Origin of the sequence: Bifidobacterium sp. ESL0682, from assembly GCF_029392815.1 — a bacterium.
Taxonomy (GTDB): Bacteria; Actinomycetota; Actinomycetes; order Actinomycetales; family Bifidobacteriaceae; genus Bifidobacterium.
On the sequence record NZ_CP113942.1, the window covers coordinates 500,621 to 521,405 of the forward strand.

Here is a 20,785-nt window from a genome sequence, read left to right on the forward strand (position 1 = left end):
CGTCGCCATGCTTATGCGTGGTGTTTTTGCTGTCGGCGGTTGTTGGCGATGCCGGCGGCGGCCACGACGGCCAGCGCCAGGGCGAGGGCTGCGATGAGGACCCACTGGCGGCGTCCGCCGGTCAAAGGCATCTGGTGCTGGTAGATGCCGGCGATCTTCCATGTGCCGTTGGCGGGAACACTGTATACCTGCGGGGTGCCGGTGCGGTAGGTGTCCGTGCTGCCCAGCGTGGCCGTGACCGTGGTGTCCCCACCCGCCAGGTCTCCCGCGTTGATGACGCGCGTCCACGTGTGGCTGGTGCTGCCGTCATAGGCCAGCGTGGCGCCGTGCCCGTCGGTCGCGTCGACGGCCACATTCGCGCATCCGGCCGCCCCGACGCACACGCTGAGTCTGTCGCCGGCGGTGAGGGGTGTGGCGGTGCCGGTGACAGTGACCTGGTTGGTCGTGACATCGCGTTTCACGCTCGTGACCGTGGGTGTCCTGACCTCTCGCCAGACGGCGTAGTCGGTGGCCCACTGATGCAAACCGGGGTGACGGGTGTGCTGTGGTTGAGGGCGCAGGTGCTGTTGGGCGTGCAGGCGTTCGCCCGTGTTGAATCGGCGCTGGTGGCCCACCCCTGGAAGACGCCGTGGTCGTCCGTGGGGCTGCCGGACGAATAGCCGTGCATGCCGTCGGCGCCGGGCATCCTGATCCAGGCTGTGCCGCTGCCCGTGTCGATGAGCGCGTCCGCATGACCGTCATGGGCGTTGCTCCCGCCGGGTGCCGTGCCGCTGCCGCCGTGCGTGGTGTTCACGTCCAGCGGCTGGCTCGCATACGCCAGCGTCCCGGAGGTGAGTCCGCTGCCAGCCTGGGTCGCTTCGGAATCGACGCTGTTGTTGGTGGCGGGGTCCTTGACCGTGTACATGGCGGTCATCGTGTACGCTAGGCCCGGGCCGGGGAACGTCGTGGACTGGCCTGCAGTCAGCGAGCCGGGCAGGCTAAACGTCGGCAGGCTCATGGTCTGCTGGCCGCCGGCGCTGCTTGCCACGCTCTGGCATTGGTCTGCCGCGTAGCCGCTGCTTTGGCTACTGGGCTTCACACACGCCTTGAACGAGGTGTCGCCCGTAGGCAGGTTGGCGGACACCTTCACCGTGGCCGTGCCCTGGTCGGGGGTGTTCGTGGTGACGTTCACCTTGTCGACCGTGCCACTGGCCTCGCCGGTCAGCGCCTGCCACGTCGCATCGATCGCGGCCGCGCCGCCGGCGCCCTTGGGTGCGGTGAGCGTGTGGTTGCTGATCGTGGCCGCACCGCCGGTCACGCCGGTCGTGTCGAACGACCAGCCCTGGAACAGGGCGTGCGGCCTGTTGGCGGTGATATGGGTCGCCGCGTCGCCGGGTATGGTGTACGTGCCGTCTCGGAAGGTGGTGTCGATGGCGAGTCCCGTGGTGTCGGTGGTGCTGATGGTGGTGGGCAGAGCGTTGTCGCCGGTGCCGCCGTTGAGGTCGTATTTGAGGTCGGTGTAGGTGACGTTGACGTCGGTGCGGATGTAGGTGCCTTGGGGGTTGGCGCTTGCGGCGCGTGCCTTGAGGGCGTCGAGCGTGCCGGCCGTGGCGGCGCCGGCGGGGTCGGCGACGGGTCCCTGGTCGATGGGGTGGTGGCCTTGGGGCCAGTCCCATGTGTGCCAGGTGGTCGTCTGGCTGATGGTGCTGAAGGGCCCCACGTGCGCGTTTCGGGTGGTGAGCCTGGTCCGTGGGCCGAGGCGGAGGCGTTTGAGGTTGGCAGGCAGCATGTCATTCATGTTGCCGTTGTAGCCGCCGGTGTCGATGCCGGTGGTGTCCCACCCGCTGATATCGAGGTCCTCCAGGGCGGTGTCGCCGTCGAACGTGAAGTTCAGGCTGGTGAGGGCGGTCGTGTCCCATCGGCTCAGGTCCAGTGTGGTGAGGCTGGTGCAGTCGCGTATGCCGAACATCTGGAGACTGTGGGTGTCCCATGCGCCGATGCCTTTGATGCCGGTGAGGGCTGTGTTCGCTATGAACAGCATGTCCATGGCGGTGGCGGTGCCGGTCTTCCATCCGGTCAGGTCGACCGATGGCAGGGCCTGGTCGTAATAGAACAGGTGGCTGCCGCCGGATTTGTCGAGGGTGACGGGGTGGCCGTTGTCGTCGATGCGGGTGAGCAGGGGCATGTTGCCGAACGGGGTCGCGTTGCTGCTGTACGAGCGGGCGTCGTCGCCGGTCAGGGTGAGGTCGCCCTCGATGGAGATGCCGGTGATGCCGGGTTTCGAGGCGTCCCACGGGGTCGTTCTGGTGTTGAGGTTGGGGCTGGTGCCGCCGGTCAGGCGCAGGGTATCGTTCTGGATGGTCCAGCAGACCTCGGCGTCGACGCGGTCCAGGCCGGCGGTGGGCGATCCCGTTCTGCCGTCGTGCCCGTAGGGGGCGCCCCAGGATTGCCAGCCGGCCGAATCGCCGCAGTGGCCCGGTTTGGGTGCGTTCCCCAGCGGGATCCAGCGGGCGTAGAGGGTCAGCAGGGTCTCGTTGTCCCCGCCGGGCGTGCCGGCGGAGGAGGGCACCGCGGTGGCGTTGCCGGACGGATAGTCCGTGCCGGTGCCGTCGGACGTGGTGTTCCATTTGCCAAACGTCTGGGCCGGCGGCGGGGTGCCGATGCCGCCGGGCAGGGGCACATAGGCGTTGCGGTCGCCGGAGTCGATGAGGCCCCTGACGCTGCCGTCGCCTCCCGGCTGCTGCTGGCTGCCGGGCCTGAGGGCGACGGTCATGTAGGGCAGAACGCCGTTGACTCGCGTCCAGCCGCTGGTGACGGCGGCGCCGGTGGAATCGATGGCGTTGGAGCGCACCTCTGCGGTCCATGTGGCGCCGGGTGTGAAGCCGGTGTCGTCCGTTGTGAAGGAACCGGCGGGTACGATCGGCGAGTAGCTGAGGCTCCAGGAGAGGGCGCCGGGGCTGCCCTTGACCCGGATGTCCCATCCCGTGGCGTTCATGGGCAGCCCGGAGGCCGTGAACGAGACCTTCCCATGGCCGTTGTCGCGCTTCCATGTCGCGCTCACGCCGGTGGGCGCGGGCAGGTCAACCCAGATGGCGTAGAGCGTCACTGTGGTCTTGCCGTTGGCGGTCGTGCCGGCCGTGGTCGGGATGACCTGGGCGCCGGACGGGAAGGTGCTGCCGGTGCCGTCGGCCGCGGTGGCCCAGTTGCCGAACACCTTGCCGGCCAGGCCCATGCCCGAACCGTCGGGCAGTGTGAACCAGGCCTTGCCGGTGGGCGTGTCCACCAGCGCCTGCTTGCCGGCGGGGGCGGTGCCGGTCGTGGCGTTGTTGCGGTCGAAGCCCACACTGACATAGGGCAGGACGGCCTGCCTGACGTCGGGGTCGCTGCCCACGGTGCGGCCCGTGGCCGGGTCGACGCGGCTCATGCTGGCGCTCAGCTTGTACTGGCCGTCCCAGCCGGAACGCAGCTGGCTCGGCGTGAGGCTCCAGGTCAGGGTGTCCGCGCCACCCGCGGTGGCATACGGCTGACTGACACTCCAACCCGAACCGAACGCGGAAGACACATTCAACGTGTCACCGGCCTGGTGGGCGGGCATAGACACCACGACGTCGACGCTTGGCGTGGCACCCGCCGCGGCGTGCACATTCGGCGCGGCCATCGTCGGACCAGTGAGTACGGACCAGGCGGCCGACAAGGTTAGCGTGGTGTGATTGCCCGTGGTCGTGCCCTCACTGGTGGCGATGGTGGCTTGGCCAGGCTGACGCGTCCGCCCGCCACCGGTCCAACCGGCGTAAAGCATGTGGCTGGGGTTGATGAGATTAGAAGGCTGGGGTAGAGTAAACACTGCCGTGCCGCCGGCCGTGTCGACCAGTGCGTCGAGCGTGGCCGGCGCACTGCCGGTGGCGCCGTTCTTGTCGAACGACACGCTCATCCAATCAATACACCGTCGAGGTCGCCGGAGGGGGAAGTCGCGCCGCCGCTGGTCTGGATGGCGGTGAAGTGGTGAGTGCCGCCGTAACCGTATCGCTGGAGGTAGTCGCTGGCCTTGAACTTGACGTTCCATTGCCATGCGCCGGTCCCTTGACCGGAGCGGTTGGCTTGTAGACAGGTATCGGTGCCGATTGAGCCTTGCGTCATGCATGCGTTGACCGAGTCTCCGCCGATGCCGTCGGCGTTGCCGGCCAGTTCAACTTCGTTGGTGCCGGAAAGATATATGGCGGTAAGGTTGTGAGGTGCCGGTACACCCTGCCAAAGGGCCGTCATCGTCAGCGAGGTGCATGCCCCGCTGGTTGTGCCGGCCGATTTGCTGATGGTTGCGGTGCCTGCTGGCCACGTGGCGCCGCCGCCCGACCATCCCATGAACGCATAACCCGTTCTGGCCAAATTTCCTTTTCCGGGAAGGGTAGGTGATGCAGTACCTGCGCCCGTATCGATGAGAGCCTTCACATCGGCCGGTGCGTCGCCCGAAGCGCCACCCGCAGCGAACGAGACATTCATATATGGTAGAGTGCCGGACGCGGTTCCCGCTGCGCTGGTTACCGCGTTGCCGGTGGCCGGGTCATTGGCCGTGGTGGTCACGCTGACGCTGTACGTGCTGCCCGGAGCGGATTCCAGCTGGCTTGCGGCAATACTGTTGGATCCGTTCCACGAGCAGCTGTTACTGCTGGAACAGCTGGAGCTGCCGCCCTGTCCCGTTGTCAGGTTCATTCTTCCGCCTGACGGGGCCGACGCGTTGCTGGCCGAAAGGTCCACCGTCGCAGTGCTCCCGGCCAACGCATGTGTGGCACCTATCGACACTGTCGGTTTGGGCATGTCTTTCCATTGTGCGTAGAGATTGTAAGTGGTGTTCGCGCCTTTGGGGAAGCTGGCATAAGCGCCGGAATTATAGGAAGTGCCTGTGTCGCTGCTGTTGGTGTTCCAATGAGTAAACAGTTTGGCTGAGGGGTTGCCGGAAATATATGAGCTGGGATAGGGCATGTAGAATCCGTTGGACCCAGTGGTGGTGTCTGCCTCAAGGTTTGCCCATCCGCCGCCAGATCCGCCGTTGGCGTACATGTAACTCAAGCGTACGCAACTGGGAGACAGCGCACTATCGGTGGTGTAATAGTCACCTGCAATGTTGGTGCCTTGGGAGACGCGGCTGGCAAGGGCGGCCGTATTGCCGATGGTGGTGATGGATGCGCAGTGACCCGGGCTGCTGGTATAGGCCTCCCATGTGAGGTTGGCAGGTACATTGTTGAACGCGGGGAAGCTATGTGAGTAGCCTTGTAATAGAGCGGTATGCTGCCCCAACTTGAGATGGCGCAGGCTGGAGGGCAACATGTTGAGAAAGGGGCCTCCTTCTGTGGTCTCTCTTGCTGCACGTGTGTCCCAGTTGGATAGGTCCAGGCTGGTCAGACTGTCGCAGCCGGAAAATATTTGACTCATATTGTCGACTTTGCTGGTGTCCCAGTTGGATAGGTCTAAGCTGGTCAGTCCGCTGCAACCGTAAAACATGGTGCTAACGTCATTGACGTTGCTGGTGTTCCAATTGGCAATATTCAGGTTCGTAAGCCCGGTATCTTGGGAGAACATATTGTCGAGGAGAAGAGCATTGCCCATGTTCCAACCAGATAGGTTCAAGCTACGTAGGTTTGTAGTTTTCATGAACATATTTTGGAAGTGAGTGTTTTGGCTGACGTCCCAGTTTTCGATGCCGTTTATGGTCGTCAAAGAGTCGTCGAATTCCAAGAAACCTTCGGCAGCCGCACCGGCGAGGTGGAGGGTACCTTGGGTTGTATCGAAGGAGGTGAGGTTATGCATTTGACCGAAGGCGCTTTGATTATGATCCATGTAATACCAATGGGTGTATAGCGTAAGGTTGCCTTCGATTTGCACTCGAGTAATCCGCGAGGCGTAAGAGCTATTGACCCACTGGATCCAAGGCGCGGGTACTTTTCCTATGTCGGGGCTGGTGCCGCCGGAAATGTGGAGGGTGCAGGAGCTGTCAACATACCAGGTGACGGTACTTGAATCTCTGCCATAAATATTAGGTAGGCCGTCGGCGCTGGTGGCTGGTGTTCCCCAGGCAGCCGGGCTGGACGGTGTGCAATAGGACTGTGGCCCAACCGAAGGTTGTTCGTTTTCTGAGTTGGACTTTGACTTGTTGGTGCTGCTTGCTCCAGTTGGTTGGCTGTCGAATGAGCCAAACGTCGATATCGTGGGAGTAGGGCTTAATGGAGAGCGTGGGGTTAAAAGTGTTGGCAGTGAACGCTGAATTGCCATGGAAGGCTGCGGGGATTGCTGGGTCGCGATGGTGCGTTGTGCGGTGGAATGGGATTGTGAGGAAATAGACTGAAGCGAATCAGAATAAGTGGAATGTGAAGCGGACCGCGACGATGCGGAAGGGCCGGAAGAGGCCGAATGCGAGGAGAATTGTATTACGTTATTTGACGGCGAACTGTCGACGGTTAGAAATCCCGCGGGGGGGGGGGTAGTATTCAATGCTGTTGTAATACAAATAAATAGCGTGACTATGCTTTTAAAAACACCCATGGCACCAAACCCTTTTCATGCTTCATGAAATGCGCCAAACTCAACGCATTACTAAAATCATCATTAATTTACAATATCCGTAGTACAAAAGTGATGGTTTCGTGTTACATTGTCGCGGCGAGTTGATGCGGCGGTTGGTTCCGTATGGGTAGGCGGATGGGCGGAATGTCGGCGTGAAATCGACTTTGAAGAGAACTGGGTTCCCCGCTCTGTTTGGGCTACTCGAAATGCAATGCGTGTTCCCGTGCCGGATGTGCAACAGTGGATGGCAGACTCGGCGGCGACCTGTTTTTATAGTGAACCAGCGATGGTGTGCGCATGAAGATGGCTATAATAGACACCCTATGGTCAATTGACGCCAATGGGCGTTCGGACGAGAGGAGGGAATGATGGCGATTATGCGAGGGCCTGGAAGTTCGGAGGATGCTCGGCGATTCAGCGAGGAAGCTGTTTATCCCGAAACCGTGGATGTCAACATCCGTCAGCTCGACCCGATTCCCGCGCCGCGCGAGTTTCTGAAAGAACGTCCACTGACCAAGCCGATGAGCGACCTGGTGCTGAAGTCGCGTCAGGAAATCCGCGACATCCTGCACGGGCGCGACGATCGGTTGCTTGTCATTGTCGGCCCCTGCTCGATTCACGATCCCGAGGCGGCGAAGGATTACGCCGGGCGGCTCGCCAAGGTCAACGAGGAACTCAAGGACCGTCTGATGATCGTCATGCGCGTCTATTTCGAGAAGCCGCGTACCACCGTGGGCTGGAAGGGCCTGATCAACGACCCGGATCTCGACGGCGAATTCAATATTCGCAAGGGTATGTTCCTGGCTCGCAAGGTGCTTTCCGACGTGCTCGAGCTTGGTCTGCCGACTGCTACCGAATGGCTGGATCCGATCACTCCGCAATACATCTGCGACATGGTCAGCTGGGGCGCCATCGGCGCGCGCAACACGGAGAGCCAGGTGCACCGCGAGCTGGCCAGCGGCATGTCGATGCCGATTGGCTTCAAGAACTCCACCGACGGTTCGGTGAAGGTTGCCGCCGATTCCTGCTACGCCGTGGCCAACGAGCATCATTTCCTTTCAATTAACCTCGACGGTCGCGTTATTTCCGCGGAAACCAAGGGTAATCCGGATTGCCATATCGTTTTGCGCGGTTCGAGCAGTGGACCGAATTACGACGCGGAATCTGTGGCCAAGGCGCTGGAAACACTGAAACAGTCCAAGGTTACTGGGCCCAGCGAGCACGGTCTGGTCATTGACGCCGCGCATGGCAATTGCGGCAAGGATGAGGTGCGCGAGGCTGAGGTGATCGAGGAAATCGCCGCACGCTTGGCCAAGGGCGAACCTGGCATTTTCGGCGTGATGATGGAAAGCAATATCCGTGGCGGCCACCAGTCGCCTGCGCCGCTCGATCAGCTGGTCTACGGCCGCTCGGTCACCGATGCCTGCATTCCATGGGACCGAACCAACGAGCTGCTCCACACCCTTGCCGACGCTGTTGCTACCCGCCGCAAGCTCGACGGTGAGTGAATAAAACCGTTATTGCGACCAAAAGCACGATGTTGATGTTTATTTTTGTGCTTTGGTCGCAGTAAAAATGCAACTACGACAAAAACGCGGGAAAGCATGCTTTTAGCCGCGGCAGTGTGACAGTTTCAGATGTGGTCTGGTATGCCTTGTCGGCGCTATGATCGATATGTTGACAAAGACTAATAGATCGACAACTACGACAGAGAGAAGTTTGGCGATGGCGAACGCGGAAAGCAAGCCGGGTAGCAGTGAGCAGAACGACCAGGGCATTGACGCCGCCAAAAACCATGCCGCTTTCGAAAAGGCGCGGAAAAACGGAGAGAACCCTCTGAAGGTCAGTGGCATCACGCGCTGGGAGGATGAGGCCGGCGTCAATCGCATCGTCAACCGTCGCGTTTTCGAGCTTGAGCCGTTGCCCACTCCGGCCGATGTGCTCTCCAACATGCCGCTGAGTTCCGAGGCGACAGATTTGGTCGTTCGCTCCCGCGATGAGATTCGCAACTGCCTCTATGGCAAAGACGACCGGTTGTTGGTAATTACCGGTCCTTGCTCGGTTCACGACCCTGCGGCAGCGCTGGATTACGCGGGCCGTCTGGCGAAGATGAAGGACGAGCTCGGCGATCGTTTGCTTATCGTCATGCGCGTCTATTTCGAGAAGCCACGCACCACCGTGGGCTGGAAGGGCCTGATCAACGACCCCGACATCGACGGCAGTCACAACATCAAGAAGGGCCTGCTGCTCGCGCGCAAAACTTTGCTTGGTGTGCTTGATCAGGGTGTTGCGGCTGCGACGGAGTTTCTGGAGCCGACCAGCCCGCAATATATTTCCGATGCGGTGAGCTGGGGTGTCATTGGTGCGCGCAACACCGAATCGCAGATTCATCGTCAACTGGCCAGTGGGCTTTCGATGCCGATTGGCTTCAAGAACGCCACAGACGGGTCCGTCAAGGCCGCCATCGATGGCTGCTATACGGCTGCTCAACAGCATACGTTCTTCGGCATCGACCATCTGGGCCGGGCAAGCGCCGTCGAAACACTTGGCAACCCTGACTGCCACGTCGTATTGCGCGGCTCCTCAACCGGACCCAATTACGATGCGGTGTCGGTCGGACAAGCGATGCAGGATATTCGTGGCGAGATGCCGGAGGACTCCGCTGCGAGCCACGGTCTCATCATCGACTGCTCGCACGGCAATTCCGGCAAAGACGAGATTCGTCAGGCCGAGGTCGTGCGTGAATTGGCCGGCCGCATCGCCGTAGGCGAGCCCAATATCACCGGCTTGATGATGGAAAGTTTCATCGCCGGAGGCAATCAGCCGGCGGCTCCGCTTTCCCAACTCGAATACGGCAAGTCAATCACCGACAAGTGCATCGCCTGGCCCGAAACGGAACGTCTCCTCCGAGAGCTTGCCGACGCAGTAGATGTTCGCCGCGGCGCATGATTCGCGTCATTTAATACGTAATTTTGTGACGAAGATTGTGCCGTGAATGCCTGATTTGCGTCTGATATATTGAAAACAATTTCGACCAAAAACAAAACGAAATCAAGAAACGAGGAAACATGAAGACCGTTGCCATCATTGGGGCCATGGAAGAAGAAGTCGCGTTGATCGCGAAGTCTCTGAACGATGTCAAGCACAACAAGACCGCGAGCCTCGACATCAACGTCGGCACACTGACTTCCAAGTCCGGCGAGCAGATTGCCGTCGCCGCAACCGTCGGTGGCATGGGCCTGGTCAACGCGGCCGCGACCACGCAGTGCCTCGTCGACAACTATCATCCCGATGCGGTCATCTTCTCCGGAATCGCCGGCTCGCTCAACAAATCCATGCACATCAACGACGTCGTGCTCGGCGGCACCCTGCGCTACCTCGATTCCGACATGCGCATGATCGCTCAGTGGAAGCCTGAAACCGAGGAATTCCATAGCGACCAGCACCTGCTTGATGTGGCCGGCGAAGCGCTCGACGAGCTGGGCATTCATCACATGACCGGCGTCATCGCCTCTGGCAACAATTTCATCGGCACCCCGGAACAGGCCGCCGTGGTTGCTGAAAAGACGCACGCCGACGCGGTGGAGATGGAAGGTGCGGCCGTGGCGCACGTAGCCGCCCGCAACGATGTGCCAGCTTTAGTCATCCGCGCACTTTCCGACGAGGCCGACACCGAATACGAGCAGTTCAAGGAATTCGACATCTCCGAGTACGCCGACACCGCCGCTCGTCTCGCCGTCGATATCGTTACTCGGCTTTGATCTGAGCCTTTTGGCTCCTACTGTTCAGCCAAGCAAATCGACCGCGTATGGACCTATCAGTCATGTCGTAGAGACGCGATTCTACGCGCCGGTTTTCGCAGCAGGTCTGTTCGCTCAATGAGAAAACCGCTGACTTCGATTTCTTGTGGCTGAACGGTTCTCGCATGAAAAGGTCGGTGCCCCGTCGACGCATTGGTCGGTGGGGCACCACAAATTTGGTCGGTGACACTGACGTCAAAAAATAATTTGCTGGTGCTGTTTTCGTGTTTCTGCCATGCATAATTCATACAAAAGGTCGGTTTTCGAATTGTCACACGGTCGGAGGCCGATTTTTTGATTGGTCGGCGGCGCTGCCAAGTGCCGCAGCAGAAATGCCACAGATTGTCTAATCATTGACGGCATACCTTCTGACATAATAAAAGCGTGAGCAACATCATGCACAGCACTACGTGCAAGCGCCTTATCGCTGTCGTTTCCTCGTTGGCGATGATGGCTTCTCTTTCGGCCTGCGGTGACAATACAAGCCCGGCCGATTCTTCCAATGCCGCAAAAGACAAAAACTCCGGAATCTCTGGTGAGTTCCACGGTGCAGGTGCCTCCTCCCAGCAGGGTGCAGTGGAGGCTTGGATCGCGACCTATCAGAAGACGAACCGCAATGCGAAGATTGCCTACAACCCTTCTGGTTCCGGCGCGGGGGTCAGCACGTTTCTGACCGGCGCCATCGCATGGGCCGGCACCGATGCGCCGTTGAGCGACCAGCAGGTCGAGCAGTCCCAGAGCATTTGTGCATCCGGCAGCGCCTTCGACGTTCCGGTTTACGTCTCGCCTGTAGCCGTGATGTTCAATCTCAAAGGCATTTCGGGGCAGGGCAAGCATCTGAACATGGATGCCGGGATTATCGCCCGTATTTTCGACGGCAAGATCACCCAATGGAACGACGACGCCATCAAGGCCGAAAATCCCAAGGAAAATCTGCCTGCCGTGCCGATCACTGTGATTCATCGTTCCGACAAGTCCGGCACCACCAACAATTTCACGTCGTATCTCAAAGCTGCCGCGCCAAGTGATTGGGGCTACAATCCGCAGGAAAACTGGCCTAACGAGGTCGGGCAGGCTGCCAAAGGCACCGACGGCGTGGTTAGCAGCATCGGCCAGGCCGATGGCACCATCGGTTACGCTGATCTCGCCAAGGCCGGCAATTTCGGCACGGTCTCAGTCAAGGTCGGCTCCGATTATGTCGCGCCTACCGCTGAGGCCGCCGCGAAAACGGTGAACACCTCGCCGTTGCGCCAGATGCCCAAGGGCAGCAAACGTGTGGTGGTGGACGTCGATTACGGCACCGCCGTCGCAGGCAACTACCCGGTGGTTTCCTCGTCGTATGCCGTGGCGTGCCCTGCCTACAAGGACGCCAAAACCGGCGCCTTCGTTCGCAGCTGGTTGGACTATGTCCTGAGCGACTCCGGCCAGGAAGTCGCCGCGGACAACACCGGCTCGGCGGCGCTGGGCGGAGCATTGACGCAAAGCGCCCTGAAATCCGTGAATACCATACAGACGAAATAACGTAATCAAATTTTTCTTCAAGACCATCAACAAATCGCAAGCGTTGCCGGAAGTGTTGGCAGGCTTCGGATTCGAGATTTAGGAGAAGCGTGACGATGACATCAGAAAGCGGTGGCGCGGGCGAGGCGATGTCCGTGGGTGCGGTGGATGCCAAGCCGCACAGGCATAGCCAAGACCGGATTTTCCATGCGGTGGCCGTGTGCTGTGGTGCCTTGATATTGGTGGCTTTGGGCGCGGTGGTGCTCTTCCTGCTGCTGCGCGCCTGGCCGATTTTTGCCGGTCCGCAGGCTAAGACTTCCGCGGTTTTCGCCTCCCTGAGCGGCGGCAAGGCACACGGGTTCTGGCAATATGTCGGGCCTCTGGTTTTCGGTACTGTGGTGATTGCGGCGCTTGCGCTGGCAATCGCCTTTTTTATAGCTGTTGGCGTGGCCTTGTTCATCACCTTCTACGCGCCGAAACGCCTCGGCACAGTGCTCAATTACGTCGTTGATTTGCTGGCCGCAATTCCTTCGGTCATCTACGGCCTGTGGGGCGCGCTGGTGCTGGTTCCGGCGATGTACCCGTTCTGGAATTGGGTTTCCAAACATCTGGGCTGGATTCCGTTGTTCGCCGGCCCTGCCGCCAACCCGCCACGCACCGTAGCCAGCGCCGCGGTGATTCTGGCCATCATGATCATGCCCATCATCACTTCGATGACCCGCGACATCTTCGCCCAGACTCCGCGACTCAATCAGGAAGCGGCGCTCGCGCTGGGTGCCACCAAATGGGAGATGATCAAGCTGACCGCCCTGCCGTTCGCTAAGTCCGGCATGGTCTCGGCCTCGATGCTGGCGCTTGGCCGCGCACTGGGGAGACCATGGCCGTGATGATGGTGCTTTCGCCAGGCATGACCTATTCGTGGCACTGGCTGCAGGCATCGAAAAGCCAGACCATCGCCGCCAACATCGCCGCGCAATACCCTGAAGCTGATTCGCTTGGCGTCTCCGCTCTGATTGCTACCGGTCTCGTCCTCTTCGTCATCACGTTCGTGGTGAATCTCCTTGCCCGACGCATCACCAAGAAGGGAGGTGCGCGATGAAAGAACGTGACAAGGGCATGGCAGAATCGATCGCTTTGAATGCTTCTCAAGCCGGAACCGTTGCCGCCGATGCAGTGGTGGCAGCCTCCGATGCTGCTGCCAACGCTTCGGAATTCGCTGGCCACACCCCCGATTTCTCAAAGTTCAAGCCATCGGAAGCACTGCTCAAGCAGCGTGAATGGAAGAGCCGCATTATGGCGGTAATCATCGGCCTTGCGTTTATCGTCGCGATGATTCCGCTGATTTCGCTGCTCTGGACCACTATCGCGCGCGGCGTCAAACGGCTCAATCTCAACTTCCTGTCGTTCAACATGTCTGGCGTCATCGGTGGCATGCCCACGCCCTCCGGCGGCCACGGCGGCATCGAACACGCCATCATCGGCACGCTGGAGGTCACGCTCGGTGCAATGGTGATATCCGTGCCGGTCGGCCTGATGTGCGCGATCTATCTGACGGAGTACGCGCGTGGCGGCAAATTCGCCAAAGCCATCTCGCTGCTGGTCAACGTGATGAGCGGCATTCCCTCTATCGTTGCCGGTCTTTTCGCCTTCTCCCTGTTCTCGATTCTGATGGGTCCTGGTGTCTCCAACGGTTTCGAAGGCTCGGTCGCGCTTTCGATTCTGATGATTCCCACGGTGGTCAATTCCAGCGTCGAAATGCTGCGCATCGTCCCCGACGACCTGCGCGAGGCCTCGTATGCGCTCGGAGTCACCAAATCTCGGACCATCGTCAAAGTCGTCTTGCGAACGGCGCTTCCGGGCATCGTCTCTGGCGTCATTCTCGCCATCGCCCGCGTGATTGGCGAAACCGCGCCGCTCTTGATGACGGCCGGATTCATCGTCACCACCAACTGGAACCTCTTCAGTGGGCAGATGACCACGTTGCCGGTCTTTGTCTACCAGGAATACAGCAAGATGTCGGTGACTTGCCCGCCCAGCGCCGGCTTCGGCTGCGTCGCTTCCATTCCTTCCGAGCGTTCGTGGGCGGCGGCCCTTGTGCTCATTGCCATTGTGCTGGTCCTGAATCTCATCGGTCGTCTGGTGCAGCGTCTTTTCAGCGTGGAGGCATCTAAGTGAGGGGCTATATCGCGCGATTAATCACGTATCATAGCTCATCGGCCTCGATGCGCGCGCACTTTTTGACGTTAGCGTGCGAAAAGTGCATTTTGGATTCGCTAAAGTGCAGGCATCTGACGGCAGCGTGTGAAAAGCGCATTCGAGATTCGGCAAAGTGCGCTTTTTGAACGGTAGCGTCTGAAAAGCGCCATACGTAAAGGCGACACGAATTCCAATATCGGTATCAACAATGAAAGCGAGTCAACATGGGGCAACGCATTGATGTCGAACACCTCAACGTCTACTACGGTGATTTCCTGGCCGTTGAAGACGTCAACCTCAACATTCAGGCCAACAAGGTGACAGCCTTCATCGGACCGTCCGGCTGTGGAAAATCCACAGTTCTGCGCACGCTCGACCGCATGCACGAGATCACGCCAGGCGCTCGCGTCGAAGGCAAGGTCCTGCTTGACGGCCACGATCTCTACGGCAAGGGCGTCGACCCGGTGGCCGTGCGTCGCGATGTCGGCATGGTCTTCCAGAAGGCCAACCCGTTCCCGACGATGTCCATCCGTGAGAATGTGCTGGCCGGCATCCGCCTGAACAACCGGCACATTTCCAAGTCTGACGCCGATGACTTGGTGGAGTGGGCTTTGCGCGGGGCGAATCTCTGGAACGAGGTCAAGGACAGACTCGACAAACCGGGCATCGGGCTTTCCGGCGGCCAGCAGCAGCGCCTGTGCATCGCCCGTGCCGTCGCCGTCCACCCGCAGGTGCTTCTGATGGACGAGCCGTGCTCCGCCCTTGACCCGATCTCCACGCTCGCTGTCGAGGATTTGATCAACGAGCTCAAGCGCGACTATACCATCGTCATCGTCACCCACAACATGCAGCAGGCCGCCCGTGTTGCCGATTACACCGCCTTCTTCAACCTGAAAGCCGTCGGCAAACCCGGCCACCTCGAGTATTTCGCCGACACCACCACGATGTTCAACAACCCGCAAAACGAGGAAGCCGAGCGCTACATCTCCGGCCGTTTTGGCTGAGTTTGGTGTTATTATTCAATGCTTTCTCATGCAGATTCATGCCTGCGAAGCAGTGAAGGAGAAGTTCACTTTATATGGTATTCAGAGCTGTTCAGATGAATAAAGTTCTATGCTATTCCGCCGTTTTGCTTTTTAAATGACGAAATCGACAGCACGGAAGCCGTGGTTCCGATATTTTCCCTTCAATGTTGCATGCTGATGACTTTATGCAGCATCTAAAGCGTTTTGTATATCGGATTGCCATTCCGTGCTGCTGATTCTTTTTAATTGCAGCATTGAACTTCCGCAATGGAATTTTTATGAATCAGTTCTGTGAACACGCAGCACCGAAGACGAATCGGGAAGAAACTATCTTTCTCTGCTGTTCAATTAGATTATCGACTACGCCATTCCGCCGCTTTACATGCAAGAGTATTGGGAATCGCAGCATTGAAAGCAAAATAATCTTCAAATACGTTTAAGAACCTCATACTTATTGTGTTTGAGCTCACACGCATAGCAACCATATCCTGTTAGTACTCGAATTCCGAGATGGAACACACTGCCATGCGACGATTCCAAGGATAAAAGGCAGTATTGGGCCTTCCTGAGCTCACTGATTTTGTTCCTTCACCAAGACTTGATGTTTCAATCACAGTGAATCCCGCAATTTACCTAATATGCCCAAACGGGCATGTCTCATAACGCAGAAGATAAATTCCAGATCTCAAGTCTTTGTTGCTGGTTCTACTTCATTGGTGGATAACTCGTCATGGCTACCTTGGTTTCGGCGTATTGCGCATTGGTATGGTCCTACTTCATTACGAACGGCTCGTGATAGCTACCGGTTTGGTTGTTTTTATTCGTTCGAGCGGCTTGGCGATTATGGAAAAGTTGAATAAAGCACCACGGGAAGCCAGCTGTCGTCCGGCTTGCAACGCAAAACGCGCCCTGACCTCGTCGTCATCGATATCGCCAGATGAAATGATGACGATTCTCCATCCATTCGCACGCAATTTATCCCGTTTTTCTCGGTCACGGTGCCATTGCTGCTTGTCATAACGATGTTGGTCTCCATCGTATTCCACGCCGACATGCCACTGGGGCCAAGCCATATCCAGTGTCATCGGCGCGCCGGATGTAAATTTCAGCCCTGGAACGATGAAATTGACTTCTGGACAGGGCAAGCCGTGGGAGAGGAGCGCGAGTCTGCTTTCGGTTTCTCGGGGTGAACAGACACCTGGCATAATGAACCTCAAGGCCTGCTTGCACCGTTGCTTGCCAGTGAATCGCGGTGCTGATGTAACGAATGAAACAAATTGATGATGGATGTGATTCATCTGCGCGACGTCATTATGCGCTTGCGCGTGAATAATCGATTCGGCAAGCACGATTAAGTCCATTAATGGCACATGTGCGCCGAGTTGCGCCCAAGTGCTGATGAGATCCAGCGTGAAGACATGCTTGGATATTTGTACCTGGCATGCAGGTTTGAGCATCTTCCAAACATGGTGTTCGACGAGTTTGCTCTGGACTCTGAGATTTTGACAGCTTGCGGTTGTATGGAGTGCGTTGGTGTCAAGGTCGCAATGTTTGGGTAACGATATTCCTTGAAGTTCAAGCGAAGTCGTCATTCCGAACAACAGCTCTCTTCCCAATGCTTTCGTCACTTGGCTGCATCTCGACATAGCGGTTTGGCGTAATTTCGCGGATTCTGCGGTTTCGATCGATGGCGTTCTGTGACTCATATCAGCACATTAGCGGATATTGCATTGTTACCGAGCCGTTTTCCGGTCATGTGGTCGAATGGTTGTCTTCTCGGCGTGTTTGTGCATAACTCGTTGCCGTCTAAGCGCAAGTGTGCATGGATTGGAATTATTGTATTGATTGATATTGGCTAATTATGGTCTTACCTCAACTGACCTAATTGGCGATTTTGCATGATATTCGCGATTGATTAAAGACAATTGAGCAGATACTTGGATAGAGTTTTGCTTAGGCGTCGAAGGAATATCGGCACAGCTAACGGGATAGACGACAAATAGTAATTTCCCTGATGAATAAGAATGGTGCAGAGCAATCCGGCAAATTCGCGATGAAGTCTGTTTCGTAGCAGGGAAGGCTTAGAAAGTTGATTTTGCTGTTCGGTGCTGTATCCAGAAAAATCAAAGGTTGAAATTCTGCGAAAAGTATTGTTGCTTTCCGTGTTTTTGCAGCATGGAAAGGCTAAATAAAGTAATTATTGCTTCAATGCTGTGAAATACGAGAAGAAACACAGCAGGAAAGCAAATTATTGTCGAGGGATTTTCTCACTGCTGTGAGCTTTCAGTTTTAAGCCGTGGAATGTAGTGCATGCTATTTAATCGCCGCTTTTGACGTTTAACAAATTACGTAAAGGTTTTACCTGTCAGAGCTCATACAAAATAAAGACATAACTTTATGGTTACGATGATTGCCAATCAAAATTCAGAAGACGATATGCTGTTTAATGGTACAGAAAAGATTTTTAATCCAGAACTCTACCAGACACGCTGGAAGAATTATGGCCGGTGGGGATGTTATATTCGATACGTCCGCGGAACCGCGGGCGAGTCGCAGCAACCTCCGTATCGTCAATTCATTCATCAACAGTTAGTGAAGTTCGTCGGTCTTGTAGTGTTGAACGCCGTAAGCGCCGACCGCCCATTTTCTGCAACCTGACTTGGCGATGCACAAACCAAGGAAGAGAGAACGATGGACAAGTTCTTCCATCTCAAAGAAAATCACACTACGGTATCCACTGAAATCACAGCGGGCATCACCACCTTCTTCGCGATGAGCTATATTATCGTCGTCAATCCGCAAGTCCTAAGCACCACCGGCATGCCGTGGGGCGCCGTGTTCCTCGCCACCATCATCGCCTCCGTCGCCGGAACCTTGGTGATGGGCCTCTTCGCCAACGTTCCCTATGCGCAATCCGCAAGCATGGGTCTCAACGCCTTCTTCGCCTACACCGTCTGCGCCGGCCTCGGCTTCACCTGGCAAGAGACGCTGTGCATGACGTTCCTGTGCGGTCTGATCAATATTCTGGTCACCGTTACCTCCATCCGCAAGCTCATCATCGCCTGCATCCCCGAATCGTTGCAGCACGCCATCGGTGGCGGCATCGGTCTGTTCGTGATGTACGTCGGCATGCTGAACGTCGGTTTCATTTCCTTCACCCCAGGCGACCCGAAGGCTGCTGCCAAGGGCGGCCCAATTCACGCGACTCCTGGACTTTCGATGCTCAACAACCCCGAACTCTGGGTCTTCCTCATCGGCTTGGCCATCGCCATCGTGCTCACTCTGCTTAACGTTCGTGGTTCGTTGTTGATTTCCATCATTGCCGCCGCCATCATCGGCATTCCCTTCGGCGTGACCAACATGTCCAATTCGGTGTCCATCGGCTCCACCTTCGCCCAGCTGCCCACCACCTTCCTCGCGATCTTCAGCCCGCAGGGCTTCCCGGCGCTCTTCGGCAATCTCGGTCGTCTGCCACTCGTGATTGTCACCATCTTCGCCTTCTCGATGCCGATATGTTCGACACCATCGGCACCTTGGTCGGCACAGGCCGCAAGACCGGCATCTTCTCCGACCAGGACATCAAGAACATGGCCGACGGCCACGGCTTTAGCTCCAAGATGGACAAGGCCCTCTTCGCCGATTCCATCGCCACTTCCGTCGGCGGCTTGTTCGGCACCTCCAACATCACCACCTACGTCGAGTCCTCGGCCGGCATTGCCGCGGGCGGCCGCACTGGCCTGACTTCGGTAACCGTGGCCGTCTGCTTCATCATCTCGATGTTCCTCTCGCCGCTGGTCTCCGCGATCCCGTCCGCCGCAACGGCCGGCGTCTTGGTCGTGGTCGGCTGCATGATGGCCTCCAGCTTGAAGGAAGTCGACTGGGGCGACCTCGCCGAGGCCATTCCGGCCCTCTTCGCCTCGGTGTTCATGGCGCTTTCGTACTCGATTTCCTACGGCATCGCCGCGGGCTTCATCATGTACTGCCTGGTCAAGATCTGCAAGCGCAAGACCAAGGACATCAGCCCGGTGATGTGGATCGTCACTGCTCTCTTCGTCCTCGACTTCGCCTTGCAGGCCGTTCTCTGATTGTCCGCCGTCGCCATCGAGGCTGATTGTCTGGTCGCTTGATGGGCTGAGAAGCTGGTTGACTTCTGTCAACTCTTTGGATCGCATACTTTTCGCCGCAATTTATCGTCAGTTGCGGCGAAAAGTGCGTTTTGGCCCCATTTTCGTGCTTTTGGTCGTGTTAATGGTGAAGGTGCGGTGAAAAGTATGTTTCGGCCTACTTTTCGTGCTTTTCGTTGCAGCGGTGTTCAGCAGGGAAGTAGCGATGACACCCTCACAGGTGCTATCTACCTAGGTTGCGGGGCGTGTCGCGTGGTCGGCCGCCGTCCGTATACTGTTCATTTGTAAACCACAGACTGTTGGTTAGAGGTGCAAGCCTCTCGAAGTTTGGTTCGCCAGGCCAGCATAGGTTGAATGTCATAAGCCTTGTAAGAGGCGGGTCGTGCAAGCGGCTGGTATGGTGCTCTGCCTATGTGCAGGGCATTTTTTGTAGGGTTGCAAGTTTGCAGCAATGCAGGAAATCGCTCATCAAGCCGAAACGTTCCAACTTCCCAATCAATGGTCGACTCAGGAAGGAACGCCATGAAAAGGCCCGAAAAGGAAGCGGTGATCGCCGAGCTTACGGAGCAATTCCGTAACGCCGATGCGGTTTACCTTACCGAGTACCGCGGGCTTACCGTTCCGCAGATTTCCGATCTGCGTGAAAAGCTAGGCCGCGATACTTCCTACTCAGTGGCTAAGAACACGCTCGCTCGCATCGCCGCCAAAGAGGCTGGATACGAGGGCTTCGATGAAGTCCTTTCCGGCCCCTCCGCAATCACCTTCGTGAAGGGTGATTACGTCGAGGCTGCGAAGGTCCTGCGTGACTTTGCCAAGAAAACCCCAGCCCTCGTCATCAAGGGTGGTTTCGCAGACGGAACCATGTACGACGCCGAAGGCTTCAAAGTGCTCGCGAACCTCGAGTCTCGCGAGACCCTGCTCTCCAGGATGGCAGGCGACCTCAAGGGCTCCATGTCCAAGGCCGCTCGCACGTTCGCCGCTCTGCCTACCAAGGCTGTGCGTACGATCGACGCCCTGCGCGAAAAGCAGGAAAAGGCCGCTTGATTTCCTCGCGGTTCCGGCCGCGTAGACATCGTGCAGTTTTGCAGTGAAAATTAAAAATATTTAAGAATTTAGGTGACGGAACCCAACAAACATCCGTTGCCATGATTGAAAGGAAGCCATTATGGCTAAGCTCTCAAGCGATGAGCTCCTCGATGCGTTCAAGGAAATGACCCTGGTTGAACTCTCCGACTTCGTCAAGAAGTTCGAGGAAGAGTTCGACGTCGAAGCTTCCGCTCCGGCTGTTGCTGTTGCTGCTGCTCCTGCCGCTGGTGCAGGCGCTGGCGAAGAAGAGAAGTCCGAGTTCGACGTGGTTCTCTCCTCCTTCGGCGACAAGAAGATTCAGGTCATCAAGGCCGTCAAGAACATCACCGGCAAGGGCCTGGCTGAGGCCAAGGCTCTCGTCGACGGCGCTCCTGCCACCGTTCTCGAGAAGGCCAAGAAGGAAGACGCCGAGAAGGCTAAGGCTGAGATCGAAGAGGCCGGCGGCTCCGTCGAACTCAAGTAGTTCTTTCCTGCTTGTAGGCTTCAGGCAAAAGCGGCATGATGTCGCTCTGTGTCTGAA

General features: G+C 57.8%; 13 protein-coding genes and 2 pseudogenes. 11 read left to right on the forward strand and 4 right to left on the reverse strand.

Going from position 1 to position 20,785, the window contains the following annotated elements; all coding sequences use genetic code 11:
* Window positions 1–11: 11 nt before the first annotated feature.
* The 3 genes from OZX57_RS02020 to OZX57_RS02030 are packed head-to-tail and all read right to left on the reverse strand — an operon-like array spanning window position 12 to window position 6,243.
* Window positions 12–461: a hypothetical protein gene (locus OZX57_RS02020; RefSeq protein ID WP_277162516.1), complete on the reverse strand. Its 450-nt coding sequence runs from the start codon at window positions 459–461 to the stop codon at window positions 12–14.
* Window positions 458–3,910 carry a BspA family leucine-rich repeat surface protein gene (locus tag OZX57_RS02025; protein ID WP_277162517.1) on the reverse strand — a complete coding sequence of 1,151 codons (3,453 nt, stop codon included), beginning with the start codon at window positions 3,908–3,910 and terminating at the stop codon, window positions 458–460. The genes OZX57_RS02020 and OZX57_RS02025 overlap by 4 nt, the downstream gene beginning before the upstream one ends.
* Window positions 3,907–6,243, reverse strand: a complete 2,337-nt coding sequence (locus OZX57_RS02030; protein ID WP_277162518.1) for a BspA family leucine-rich repeat surface protein — start codon at window positions 6,241–6,243, stop codon at window positions 3,907–3,909. Before OZX57_RS02030 ends, OZX57_RS02025 begins: the two co-directional genes overlap by 4 nt.
* Window positions 6,244–6,902: 659 nt before the next feature.
* Here OZX57_RS02030 and OZX57_RS02035 point away from each other — a divergent pair.
* From OZX57_RS02035 to pstB, 7 genes and pseudogenes are all read left to right on the forward strand, one after another.
* Window positions 6,903–8,042 carry a 3-deoxy-7-phosphoheptulonate synthase gene (locus OZX57_RS02035; protein WP_277162906.1) on the forward strand — a complete coding sequence of 380 codons (1,140 nt, stop codon included), beginning with the start codon at window positions 6,903–6,905 and terminating at the stop codon, window positions 8,040–8,042.
* A gap of 217 nt (window positions 8,043–8,259) precedes the next feature.
* Window positions 8,260–9,483: a 3-deoxy-7-phosphoheptulonate synthase gene (locus OZX57_RS02040; RefSeq protein ID WP_277162519.1), complete on the forward strand. Its 1,224-nt coding sequence runs from the start codon at window positions 8,260–8,262 to the stop codon at window positions 9,481–9,483.
* A gap of 119 nt (window positions 9,484–9,602) precedes the next feature.
* Window positions 9,603–10,295, forward strand: coding sequence for a 5'-methylthioadenosine/S-adenosylhomocysteine nucleosidase (gene mtnN, locus OZX57_RS02045; protein WP_277162520.1), 693 nt, complete (start codon window positions 9,603–9,605; stop codon window positions 10,293–10,295).
* A gap of 435 nt (window positions 10,296–10,730) precedes the next feature.
* Window positions 10,731–11,855 carry a phosphate ABC transporter substrate-binding protein PstS gene (locus OZX57_RS02050; protein WP_277162521.1) on the forward strand — a complete coding sequence of 375 codons (1,125 nt, stop codon included), beginning with the start codon at window positions 10,731–10,733 and terminating at the stop codon, window positions 11,853–11,855.
* 128 nt (window positions 11,856–11,983) lie between these two features.
* Window positions 11,984–12,933, forward strand: a pseudogene (gene pstC / locus OZX57_RS02055) (phosphate ABC transporter permease subunit PstC).
* Window positions 12,930–14,009, forward strand: a complete 1,080-nt coding sequence (pstA, locus tag OZX57_RS02060) for a phosphate ABC transporter permease PstA (RefSeq protein ID WP_277162522.1) — start codon at window positions 12,930–12,932, stop codon at window positions 14,007–14,009. Before pstC ends, pstA begins: the two are co-directional and overlap by 4 nt.
* A gap of 245 nt (window positions 14,010–14,254) precedes the next feature.
* Window positions 14,255–15,034 (forward strand): phosphate ABC transporter ATP-binding protein PstB, encoded by a 780-nt coding sequence (gene pstB, locus OZX57_RS02065; protein ID WP_277162523.1) that lies wholly within the window; start codon window positions 14,255–14,257, stop codon window positions 15,032–15,034.
* Between the two features lie 800 nt (window positions 15,035–15,834).
* Here the strand turns inward: pstB and OZX57_RS02070 are convergent.
* Window positions 15,835–16,683, reverse strand: coding sequence for a hypothetical protein (locus OZX57_RS02070; RefSeq protein WP_277162524.1), 849 nt, complete (start codon window positions 16,681–16,683; stop codon window positions 15,835–15,837).
* Window positions 16,684–17,452: 769 nt separating this feature from the next.
* Between OZX57_RS02070 and OZX57_RS02075 the strand changes: the two genes are divergently transcribed.
* The 4 genes and pseudogenes from OZX57_RS02075 to rplL all read left to right on the forward strand — a co-directional run bounded on the left by OZX57_RS02075 (window position 17,453) and on the right by rplL (window position 20,728).
* Window positions 17,453–17,713 carry a hypothetical protein gene (locus OZX57_RS02075; RefSeq protein WP_277162525.1) on the forward strand — a complete coding sequence of 87 codons (261 nt, stop codon included), beginning with the start codon at window positions 17,453–17,455 and terminating at the stop codon, window positions 17,711–17,713.
* Between the two features lie 33 nt (window positions 17,714–17,746).
* Window positions 17,747–19,140: pseudogene (locus OZX57_RS02080) on the forward strand (NCS2 family permease).
* Between the two features lie 561 nt (window positions 19,141–19,701).
* Window positions 19,702–20,223: a 50S ribosomal protein L10 gene (rplJ, locus tag OZX57_RS02085; protein ID WP_277162526.1), complete on the forward strand. Its 522-nt coding sequence runs from the start codon at window positions 19,702–19,704 to the stop codon at window positions 20,221–20,223.
* A 121-nt stretch (window positions 20,224–20,344) separates the two neighbouring features.
* Window positions 20,345–20,728, forward strand: a complete 384-nt coding sequence (gene rplL / locus OZX57_RS02090; protein ID WP_277162527.1) for a 50S ribosomal protein L7/L12 — start codon at window positions 20,345–20,347, stop codon at window positions 20,726–20,728.
* Window positions 20,729–20,785: the final 57 nt, after the last annotated feature.

Excerpts from the sequence above, each read along its gene's own strand:
- OZX57_RS02025 (WP_277162517.1), bottom strand. The coding sequence starts at position 3,910 with ATGAGCGTGTCGTTCGACAAGAACGGCGCCACCGGCAGTGCGCCGGCC.
- rplJ (WP_277162526.1), top strand. The coding sequence starts at position 19,702 with ATGAAAAGGCCCGAAAAGGAAGCGGTGATCGCCGAGCTTACGGAGCAA.
- pstA (WP_277162522.1), top strand. The coding sequence starts at position 12,930 with ATGAAAGAACGTGACAAGGGCATGGCAGAATCGATCGCTTTGAATGCT.
- OZX57_RS02035 (WP_277162906.1), top strand. The coding sequence starts at position 6,903 with ATGGCGATTATGCGAGGGCCTGGAAGTTCGGAGGATGCTCGGCGATTC.
- OZX57_RS02075 (WP_277162525.1), top strand. The coding sequence starts at position 17,453 with ATGGTTACGATGATTGCCAATCAAAATTCAGAAGACGATATGCTGTTT.
- rplL (WP_277162527.1), top strand. The coding sequence starts at position 20,345 with ATGGCTAAGCTCTCAAGCGATGAGCTCCTCGATGCGTTCAAGGAAATG.
- OZX57_RS02040 (WP_277162519.1), top strand. The coding sequence starts at position 8,260 with ATGGCGAACGCGGAAAGCAAGCCGGGTAGCAGTGAGCAGAACGACCAG.
- mtnN (WP_277162520.1), top strand. The coding sequence starts at position 9,603 with ATGAAGACCGTTGCCATCATTGGGGCCATGGAAGAAGAAGTCGCGTTG.
- OZX57_RS02030 (WP_277162518.1), bottom strand. The coding sequence starts at position 6,243 with ATGGCAATTCAGCGTTCACTGCCAACACTTTTAACCCCACGCTCTCCA.
- pstB (WP_277162523.1), top strand. The coding sequence starts at position 14,255 with ATGGGGCAACGCATTGATGTCGAACACCTCAACGTCTACTACGGTGAT.
- OZX57_RS02050 (WP_277162521.1), top strand. The coding sequence starts at position 10,731 with ATGCACAGCACTACGTGCAAGCGCCTTATCGCTGTCGTTTCCTCGTTG.